Annotated in this window: 7 protein-coding genes; 2 read left to right on the top strand and 5 right to left on the bottom strand. The window is 67.1% G+C overall.

Annotated features, from left to right (window positions below):
• A partial coding sequence (locus tag E4L96_RS18190; RefSeq protein WP_135208629.1) for a CHASE3 domain-containing protein occupies positions 1 to 2218 on the bottom strand: 2218 nt, incomplete at its 3' end.
• Positions 2219 to 2431: 213 nt separating this feature from the next.
• On the opposite strand from E4L96_RS18190, the gene E4L96_RS18185 reads away from it, so the two are divergent.
• On the top strand, positions 2432 to 3226 hold the full coding sequence (locus E4L96_RS18185) for a PEP-CTERM sorting domain-containing protein (RefSeq protein WP_135208628.1): 795 nt from the start codon (positions 2432 to 2434) through the stop codon (positions 3224 to 3226).
• Between the two features lie 114 nt (positions 3227 to 3340).
• Here E4L96_RS18185 and E4L96_RS18180 read toward each other — a convergent pair whose 3' ends face one another.
• The 4 genes from E4L96_RS18180 to E4L96_RS18165 form a co-directional block, all read right to left on the bottom strand.
• Positions 3341 to 4480, bottom strand: coding sequence for a branched-chain amino acid ABC transporter substrate-binding protein (locus E4L96_RS18180; protein ID WP_135208627.1), 1140 nt, complete (start codon positions 4478 to 4480; stop codon positions 3341 to 3343).
• A gap of 202 nt (positions 4481 to 4682) precedes the next feature.
• Positions 4683 to 5549, bottom strand: coding sequence for a LysR substrate-binding domain-containing protein (locus tag E4L96_RS18175; protein ID WP_135208626.1), 867 nt, complete (start codon positions 5547 to 5549; stop codon positions 4683 to 4685).
• Between the two features lie 235 nt (positions 5550 to 5784).
• The gene (locus E4L96_RS18170) at positions 5785 to 6396 is read right to left on the bottom strand and encodes a DJ-1/PfpI family protein (protein ID WP_135208625.1); all 612 of its coding nucleotides are present in this window, start codon (positions 6394 to 6396) and stop codon (positions 5785 to 5787) included.
• Positions 6380 to 7489, bottom strand: coding sequence for a M23 family metallopeptidase (locus E4L96_RS18165; RefSeq protein WP_167758735.1), 1110 nt, complete (start codon positions 7487 to 7489; stop codon positions 6380 to 6382). Before E4L96_RS18165 ends, E4L96_RS18170 begins: the two co-directional genes overlap by 17 nt.
• 149 nt (positions 7490 to 7638) lie before the next feature.
• Between E4L96_RS18165 and E4L96_RS18160 the strand changes: the two genes are divergently transcribed.
• A partial coding sequence (locus tag E4L96_RS18160) for a type 1 glutamine amidotransferase family protein (protein ID WP_502654457.1) occupies positions 7639 to 7956 on the top strand: 318 nt, incomplete at its 3' end.

Raw genomic sequence — 7956 nt, 5'->3', positions numbered from 1 at the left:
CTGCCAGGCCGCGGGCCGCGTGGCCGCCGGCACCATCGGCCGGAGCACGGCCCTGGGGGGGCTCCACGGCGGGAGCGCCGCTCCAGTCCAGCGGCAGCGTGAGGATGAAGGTGCTGCCCCGGCCCTCTTCGCTCTCCACCGTGATCGCCCCGCCCAGCAGATGCGCGAGGTCGCGCGAGATCGACAGGCCCAGGCCCGTGCCGCCGTACTTGCGCGCCGTCGAGCCATCGGCCTGGCGGAACGCTTCGAAGATGATCTCCTGCTGGTCGCGCCGGATGCCGATGCCCGAGTCGGTCACCGCAAAGCTGACATGGCCCGGCGGCGCCGCCCGTACCCGCAGCACGATGCTGCCGCGGTCCGTGAACTTGATCGCGTTGGACAGCAGGTTCTTGAGGATCTGCTCCAGCCGCTGGCGGTCCGTGTACAGCGAGGCCGGTACCTGCGGCTCGAACTCGACCCGGAACTCGAGCTGCTTTTGCATCGCCAGCGGCTCGAAGATCATGGCCAGGCTCTCCACCGCGCGGCGCAGCGGCAGCTGTTCGGGGTCCAGTTCCAGCTTGCCCGCTTCTACCTTGGAGATGTCGAGGATGTCGTTGATCAGGCTGAGCAGGTCGTTGCCTGCCGAGTAGATGGTCTGGGCAAAGCGCACCTGCTCCTCATTCAGGTTGCCCGGTGCATTCTCGGACAGCAGCTTGGCCAGGATGAGAGAGCTGTTCAGCGGGGTGCGCAGCTCGTGCGACATATTGGCCAGGAACTCGGACTTGTAGCGGCTCGCGCGCTCCAGCTCCCGCGCTCGGTCTTCCAGCTGCACCCGCGCGTCGTTGAGGGCCGTGTTGCGCTGGTCGAGTACCTGGGCTTGCGCGGACAGCTGCTCGTTGGTCTGTTCGAGTTCGGCCTGCTGGTTTTCCAGGTTGGTCTGCGCTTCTTCCAGCACGCGCGACTGCTCTTCCAGCTCCTCGTTCGCGGTGCGCAGTTCCTCCTGCTGCACCTGCAGTTCCTCGTTGAGCTGCTGGGTTTCGCTGAGCACTTCCTGCAGGCGCTGGCGGTACCGCGCGGCGGCCACGGACGCCCCCAGGTTGTCGCCGACGGCGTTGAGGAATTCAATCTCGCGCTGCGTGAGCGGGCGCATGAAGCCGATCTCCAGCGCTCCATTGATCTTGCCCTCGTTATTGAAAGGCGCGATCAGCAGGTGGCGCGGCGCAGCGGCGCCCAGGCCCGAGCTGACCTTGATGTAGTCCGGGCTCACGTCCTCGAGCCGGATCACACGGCCCTCGTCGACGGCCTGGCCGACCAGCGATTCGCGCGGCTGCAGCACGTCGCCATGCGCGCCCGCACGGTCGCCGAACGCATAGGAGGCCACGCGGCGCAGCGAGCCGTCGTCCTCGCGCACATAGAAGGCGCCGACGGCGGCATCGAGATAGCGCGCCACGAATTCGAGGGCACTGCGCGACAGCGCGGCGAGCGATTCCTGGCCCGCGGTCTGCGTCGCCAGCTCGCTCTCGCCGGTGCGCAGCCAGGTTTGCTGCTGCAGGAATTCGTTGTGGGTGGACTGCTGGGCGAGCGCGTCGCCGTAGGTATTCGACAGGCGCATGAGCTCCCGGCGGCCGAAGTAGGCCAGCAGGCCCGCGACCCCGAGGCTGAACACGAGATAGAAGCTGACCGTGGACACCACCACGCGGCGCGCGGTGGTGCTGCGTTCCTCGCGCAGCGCGTGTTCGTCGGCGATGAACTGCTCGAACTGGCGGCGCACCTCGTCGGTGTTGTTCTTGCCGCGCCCTTCCTTGACCGGCGTGAGGAAGTCGCCGCCCCGGCGGCGCGCCTCGATCACCGTGGCAGCAAAGCGGTCCCACTCGCCCTGCATCGCCCGCGCCTGGCGCAGGCGGGCCAGCTGCGCGGAATTGTCGGCGACCAGCTCTTGCAGGGCTTCGAATTCCGGCGCGTAACGTGGGCGCGCCACGTTGTAAGGCTGGAGGAAGGTCTCGTCGCCCGTGATCAGGAAGCCGCGCAAACCCGTCTCCTGGTCCACCACCAGCTTGACCACCTGGTTGGCCTGACCGATCACCCGCTCCGAGTGCTCGACCGCGCTCATGACGTTCAGGAGGTAGAACACGATGGCCAGGAACACCGCCGCGCTGGCCACCCCAACGGCGAGCGGCAACGCGACATTGCGCGCCAGGATGCGCTTGAAACTCGATACGTCAACGGGGGAGACCGTCATGTCCATCTCATCCGGGGAAAAGGACTAAGTGTATACTTATGGCAAGAATCGTGAGTTCAATCGTGCGGTCGAGGCAGTGACTGTCGGTTTTCTTTACAAGTGTGTAGGATTAGTCTGATTGAAAAACAACAACTCGTTGATCAGGCTCAGATTTTTCCTATTGGCACGTGATTTGCTTGATATACTGCCGCTTGCAACCACGGAAACTTTATTGTGCGCCTACTAACTAAAGCCATCGCCACCACACTCGTCGCCCTCGCCGGTGCGGGTGCGCATGCGGGTGTCATCCAGGACACCTACTGGGGCGCGGACGCCCACAATTATGGTGACGTGATCGGCGACAGTACCTACGACATCGCCCGCGCGGAAGTGACCAAGAGTGGCACGGTCCTGACCATCAAGATCGTCACCAACTTCGCCGGACACGCCGGTGCGGACTCGAATATCACGGCCAAGGGCATCGGCTACGGGGATCTGTTCCTGAACGGGAGCTGGAACCCGTACGGCACCGACGTGCACCATGCGCTGGACAACTCGTCCAACAGCACCAAGTGGAGCTATGGCCTGAGCCTGGACAACCGCTGGTCCAACACGGGCGGCACCTTCACCCTGTACCAGCTGACGGGCGTGAACAACGCGGCCAACATCCTGAATTCCGAGAACGTGATGGGCTGCTCGCTGGGGCAGAACTGCTACTACCGCAACGGCCAGGAAGTGGCCGTGAACACGGCTGCGGGCAGCGGCGCCAAGGTCGCCAAGGTGAATAACACTGCGGTCACCGGTTCGTGGAAGGTGGATGCGAACCAGGACATCATCTTCACTCTGAACGTGGCCGGCACCGGCCTGGCGACGCTGAACGACATCGCGCTGCACTGGGGCGAGACGTGCCAGAACGACGTCATCGAAGGCATCACCAGCGTGACGGCCAAGGCCCCGGAACCGGGCAGCCTGGCCCTGTTCGCCCTCGGCCTCGCGGGCGCCGTCTCGCTCCGCCGCCGCAACCAGTAAGCGCTCCCGCTTCCCACCGCACGGCCGCCTCCGGGCGGCCGTTTGTTTTGGAGCCTGCGGGCCGCCTTGCCCGGCCGGGGCGAGCGGTGCGGCTCCGCCTTTGGACGGGCCGCTTCAGCGGATCACTTCGAGCTTGGTGCGGGCGCCGGCCTTGTACGTGTAGAGCGTGAGCGCCCCGTCCTTGATGTCGCCGGCGGCGTCGAAGGCGATGGTGCCGGTCAGGCCGTCGTGCTTCACGCGCTTGAGGGCGGGCAGGTACCTGGACGGCTGCGTGGACTGGGCGGCTTGCATCGCGGCCGCCATCGTCATCACCGCGTCGTAGGCGTACGGCGCGTAGGTCTGCGTGTCGCTGTGGAAGCGGTCGTGGAAGCGCTTGGTCCATTCCGCCACCGCCTTTTCGCGCGACGCATCGACACCGCCCGCCTCCGCGCAAATCACTTCCCCATCGCGCATGCCATCCCCGGCCAGGCGCGGCAAGGCGTCCGTGCAGATGCCGTCGCCGCCCATCAGCTTCACGGGCATGCCGAGCGCCTTCATCTGGCGCAGCAGCGGGCCGGCCACCGCGTCCATCGAACCGAGGAAGATCAGGTCCGGCTTCTTGGCCTTGATCTTGGTGAGGATGGCGGAGAAATCGGTCGCTTTTGTGTTGGTGAATTCGCGGTCCACGATCTGCGCCTTGGTGCGCGCGCTCTTCACGAATTCGTCGGCCACGCCCTGGCCGTAGGCCGAGCGGTCGTCGATCACGGCGATGCGCTTGGCGCCGAGCGAACCGACCGCGTAGCGACCCAGCGTGCCACCCAGCTTGGCGTCGTTGGCGACCACGCGGAAGGCCCCGGCAAAGCCCTGGCGCGTGTAGACCGCGGTGGTGGCGGACGGCGAAATCTGCGGGATGCCGGCCTGGTTGTAGATACGCGAGGCGGGCACCGTGGTCCCCGAAGTCACGTGGCCGACCACGCCGTTCACGCGCGCATCGGCGAGCTTTTGCGCCACGGCGGTGCCCTGCTTCGGATCGGCCGCATCGTCCTCGCTCTGCAGCTTGAAGGTCACCTTCTTCCCGCCGATGGTGAGCTTGCGCGCGTTCAGGTCATCGATGGCCAGCACCGCGCCGTTTTCCAGCGCCTTGCCCAGGTGCGCAATCTCGCCCGACAAGGGCCCGGCCATGCCGATCTTGACGACTTCCTGCGCCTGCGCGGCAGGGACGGCGAACAGGGCGAACAGCGTGGCAGCGAGAGGACGCGGCTTCAGACGAGGCATAAGGGCTCCAGACAATGCGAATCGGCAGGATGCTAACACGGCTGGCGGGAACCTTCAGCCCAGCCGCGGCGGCCGCCTCATCACCGGCACACTTTTGCGCCTCAGCCCGCCGGGGACGTACCCCGGCGTGCTGAGCGGCAGAAGTGCAGCTCTAACGGCTCAGCCGTATGGCCCGGCGAGTCCGCGGCCAGAGACAGAGTCCCTAGATGTCGAGTTGCGAATGCAGCACCTCGGTCACCGTGCGCGTCATCAGCGCGACCGGCGGCGCGGGCGTGCGGGCCGCTTCGACCACGCACACGCCGATCTCCGGCAGCGCGGGCAGCGCCAGTTCATCGCCCAGGTTCGCGAGTTCCGCGGGCACCGCCAGTGCCGTGCGCACGGTGAGGCCGAGACCCGCGCGCGCGGCCGCCCACAGGCCGCCCAGCGAGGGACTGGTGACCGCGATGCGCCAGCGGATCCCTGCCGCATCGAGCGCCCGCAGCGCCGCGTCGCGGAACACGCACGGTGCTTCCAGCAACAGCAGAGGCAGCGGTTCATCGCGTTGCCAGGCCAGATCGCGCTGCCCAATCCACGCCATTGGCACCTGCCCCACGGTCTGCTCGGCCTTCACCTCATTCGAAAACAGCACCGCCACATCGAGCTCCTTGCGCGCCGCCTTGGTGCGCAGCGCCGTGTTGCGGTCCACGTGCAGGTCCAGCACGATCTGCGGATGCGCGCGCCCGAAGCGCGCCAGCACATTGGGCAGGAAGGTGTGCTCGAAGTCCATCGACATCCCCACCTTGACTTCCCCCGCCACGCCCGCGCCGCGCACTGCGGTCACGGCTTCCTCGTTCAGCTCCAGCATGCGCTGGGCGTAGTGGTACATGGTTTCGCCGCTGGGCGTGAGCGCCAGCACGCGGCCCTGCTTTTCAAACAGCTCGGTCCCGGCCAGCTCCTCCAGCTTTTTCATCTGCAGGCTGATGGCGGACTGCGTGCGCCCGATCTTCTCGGCCGCTTTCGCGAACCCACCGGCCTGCACGCCGGCCACCAGGGTCTTCATCAGGTCCAGTGGAAAGAGTGGGGTCGACATATGAGTTTTCCTTCAGTGTTATGCGAGAACTTTCAATTTTACAAAAGTATTCTACACCCGCACCATACACCCATCGCAACCACTTTTCCCAAGGAGCTCACCATGAACCGCAACGACCACCTCTCCCGCCGCGACACCGCCGAAGTCGCGAAGTCCCTCCTGCTCGTGCTGGCCATCGCCATCGCGACCGGCTACGCCAGCGTGCACGCGCTGATCGCGTGACCAGCCGGCCGCCTCACGGAGCCGCGCGCCACTCGTAATCCATCTGGCGCGCGGTGGCCTGTGCGAGATCCAGCCCGGCCACGCGGGCGACCAGGTGCAGCGACATGTCGATGCCTGCGGAGATACCGGCCGAGGTAACGACCGGTCCCGTGTCGACCCAGCGCACGCCGCGCACCACCTCGGCCTGCGGGCAGGCGCGGGCCAGGTCGTCGAGGTCTTCCCAGTGCGTGGTCACGCGGCGGCCGTAGAGCAGGCCCGCGTCGGCGAGCAGGAACGCCCCTGTGCACACCGACGCCACGATCGGCACGGTGGCAGCCTGCTGCCGCAGCCAGGCGCTGAGCGGCGCCAGCGCGCGCTGGCCATCCACCACGCCGCCAGGGACGATCACGATGTCCAGCGGCGGATGGTCGTGCAGGCCCTGCGCCGCGGGCAGTTCGAGTCCGGCACGTGCCTGATACCGGCCAGGCGCCATGGCCAGCGTTACCACTTCGAAGCGCACGTCCATGCCGCGCCGTGCGGCGACCCGGCTCGCAGTGGTGAACACTTCAAAGGGCGCGGCGAAATCGAGCAGTTCGACCTGGTCGAACAGGTAAATCCCGACCACTACCTCACTGCGTGCGTTCATCGTTCACCTCTTTTGCGAAATCGACCTCGGGTTCTCCCAGCGGGAATTCGTGGCGGCGCTCGGCCGCGCCGCCGGTCTGCCCGCCAAGATGATAGCGATCGAGCACGTACGGCAAGCCTTCGCTGGCCAGGATCGCCGGGCCATCCGTGACCTGGAAGTGCAGGTGCGGCTCGCGCGCGTCGCCTGAGCCTCCGATGCGGCCCAGCCACTGCCCGCGGCGCACCCGGTCGCCCGCCTGCACGCGCACGCTGCCCGGCTGCAGATGGGCGTAGGTGGCGAACCGGCCGCCGCCCAGGCCGAGCGTCACCATGTTCCCGCCCAGGTTTTCCATCGTCAGCGGTACAGCGGGTGTGAAGCCTATGGCCGTGCGCGGGACGTTGTCCGGCTGGCCGTCCTGGGCCACCACGACCATCCCATCGGCCACCGCAAACACCTTTTCGCCGTATGCGAAATAGGAGTGCACGTCGCGCGCATCGCCCGCATACGAACGGCCGTTGCGGTACTTCTTCCAATCGATGGCATAGCGCCGCGCGAGCCATGGCCGCCCATCGAGCACCAGCACGCCGATACGGTGATGCGCTTCGAGCGAGGGGCCGTTGCCGGCGGTCCAGCCAGGACCGGCGAGCGGCGCGCCCAGTACCGGCAGCGGCCCGCGCACAACCGCCAGCGGCGCGCCCGCTACCGCCGTGCCGTCAGCCAGCAGCACGCGGTGCTGAATGTTGTCCGGCACCGGGACGGCGCCATCAAACGCGAGGCACAAGAAGACGACGGCACCCTGCCGTGGCCCGAGCTCCCTCACTTGCGCAGGGCTGCGAGCAATCACGCGAGCCTCGTCCGTGCGGGCGCCGGGCACGATGGTTTCCACGCTGATCAGCATCATCGCCTCGGACGAAAAGCTCTGCAAATGCAGTTCGTAGTACAGGTAACTCCGTCCCATGCTGGGCAGCGGGGCCGGTGCAACCGGCACCTCCATCCGCAACTGCACCGGCAGCAGCGAATCCGCGGATGCTGCAGGCAGCGCACGGGGAGCGCCGAGGTCGGCCGCCTTCACGCACCCCGGCGGCTCCGCCGCGCAAGCGGCACACGCCAGCATGGCCAACACTACACCCTGTACTGCCCTCGCCGCATGGGCCAGAACCCGTCCCCTTCCCCCAGTCATACCTGTCTCTCCACGTTATCGAGACTGTATTCTGGCCCGCCAGCCGTTGACAGAAATGACAACCATGGTTGAATATCCGCCACATGACCCCGCGACCGCCAATCGACATCTGGGTGCTGGTGTACCCGCACTTCGTGCTGCTGGACGCGACCGGCCCAGTGCAGGTTTTCGCCAGCGCGAACGATGACGCGCGCGACGCCGGCCTCCCCGCGCCCTACCGCATCCGCGTGGTCGCGCGCGGCGGCGGGACGGTCATGTCGTCTTCCGGCGTGGCCCTGCTGGCCGAGGAATTGCCTGCACGCGGCCTGTCCCGCGCCACCCTGATCGTCGCCGGTGCGCGCGCCGCCGACCTCCCCACGCTGGATACCCCCGCCAGTCCCCTCGCCTGGCTCAAGCGGTCC

Origin of the sequence: Zemynaea arenosa, from assembly GCF_004614185.1 — a bacterium.
Taxonomy (GTDB): Bacteria; Pseudomonadota; Gammaproteobacteria; order Burkholderiales; family Burkholderiaceae_D; genus Telluria; species Telluria arenosa.
This window is presented reverse-complemented; position numbering and strand designations above follow the sequence as displayed.

What these genes read in the sequence shown, in the direction of transcription:
- E4L96_RS18180 (WP_135208627.1), bottom strand. Translation starts at nt 4,480, where the DNA reads ATGCCTCGTCTGAAGCCGCGTCCTCTCGCTGCCACGCTGTTCGCCCTG.
- E4L96_RS18175 (WP_135208626.1), bottom strand. Translation starts at nt 5,549, where the DNA reads ATGTCGACCCCACTCTTTCCACTGGACCTGATGAAGACCCTGGTGGCC.
- E4L96_RS18170 (WP_135208625.1), bottom strand. Translation starts at nt 6,396, where the DNA reads ATGAACGCACGCAGTGAGGTAGTGGTCGGGATTTACCTGTTCGACCAG.
- E4L96_RS18165 (WP_167758735.1), bottom strand. Translation starts at nt 7,489, where the DNA reads ATGCTGGCGTGTGCCGCTTGCGCGGCGGAGCCGCCGGGGTGCGTGAAG.